Raw genomic sequence first — 1,571 nt, 5'->3', positions numbered from 1 at the left:
ATGAAGGTCGAGCACTCTCGTGAAATAGCAACTTTCCAAGCTCAGGTCGACACTCTCAAGAACCAGCTTGCAGACATGCAACACTTGGTTTTTGGGCGCTCAAGCGAAAAGAAATCCGGCTCCTCCCGAAAGCAGGAAAAGCAGACTCGTTCCTCATCCACGCCCAAGGGGCAGCAACGGGGACGCAAAGGGCATGGTCGTACGACAGTGACAACGCTTCCGGTGGTCTCTGAAACGCTGGATCTTGAGGAATACCAAAAACATTGTCCAAACTGCAAACTTCCCTTTAAACCCTTTGGAACGGAAGACAGTGATGTCGTTGAAGTGGAAGTGCAGGCCCATATCCGTCGTTACCATAGGCATCGTTACCTCAAAGCCTGCAAATGTGAGAAAACACCCGCTATCACCACGGCACCAGGGCCAGCGAAACTGATCCGTAAAGGCAAACTTGGCATCTCCATCTGGGTAGAAATTCTGCTGCATAAATATGCCTTTGGTATCCCTGTGGCTCGGCAGTTACAGGACTTCCGCCTGCGAGGACTGCCCCTGGCGCAGGGTACGGTCACCGGCGGTTTGAAAATCATCAAACCCTTATTTGAGCCTGTTATTGAGGCGATTCGTGAAAAAGTCATCCACGATGAGCAATGGCATGCCGACGAAACACGCTGGATGGTGTGGAGCGACGAAGGTGCCGAAAAACACTGGTTATGGGTTTTCCTGACCAGTACAGCGGCCTACTACAGTGTGGACGACAACCGTTCGGCCAGTGTTCCCAAAAGCCTGTTAGGCGACAGTAATGGTGTACTGGTTTGTGATCGCTACAGCGCTTACAAGAGTCTGACCCGTGAAAATCAGGATGTGTTTCTTGCCTTCTGCTGGAGCCACGTACGCAGAGACTTCATCAATGCGGAACGAGGCACAGACGGGCTAAAAACCTGGAGTATCACCTGGGTGAAACGGATTGGCAGGCTGTACCATCTGAACCATCAACGGCTCAGTCATCTTGATCCTCCGCAAGTGTTTCAGAAACACGACGCTGCACTGAAAACCCATCTGGATAATATGGCGAAATGGCGCGATAAAGAACTGGCACGTCCCAGATTGAAAGAGCCGTGTCAGAAAGTGCTCACCAGCCTGCAAAAGCACTGGGAAGGGCTGAGTCTGTTTGCTGAATATCCGGAAGTGCCGATGGACAACAATGCAGCGGAAAGATCACTGCGATCACCCGTTGTAGGGCGTAAAAACTTCTACGGTGCCGGTAGCGACTGGAGCGGTGAACTGACCGGGTGGCTGTTCTCTGTGTTCATGACGCTAAACTTGTGGGATATCAACCCCTGGATCTGGCTGAGTGGTTATCTGCAAGCGTGTGCAGAAAATGAAAGGAAGGCTCCTGAAGACGTGACTGACTGGCTGCCCTGGTTGATGACGGATGAGCGTCTTCAATCACTGAGAAATCATAGCCCTCCCGATGAGGTTCAGACCTTCACTGATAACAACCATGGAACACATTAAAAGCGCACCACCGGCTATGAGCCGGTGGCGTGGTGTCTATGGCTTCACGGAATGCTTAC

1 protein-coding gene is annotated in these 1,571 nt (G+C 51.7%); it reads left to right on the top strand.

Translation table 11 applies throughout. The features are described from left to right. On the top strand, positions 1–1,512 hold a 1,512-nt coding region (tnpC, locus tag ACY2RQ_RS19265), incomplete at its 5' end, for an IS66 family transposase (RefSeq protein ID WP_490114635.1). Positions 1,513–1,571 lie beyond the last annotated feature (59 nt).

This window comes from Parendozoicomonas sp. 209JJ7-1 (genome assembly GCF_058147085.1).
The sequence above is the reverse complement of the archived record's forward strand: the minus strand, read 5'-3'. Positions and strand labels throughout refer to the sequence as shown.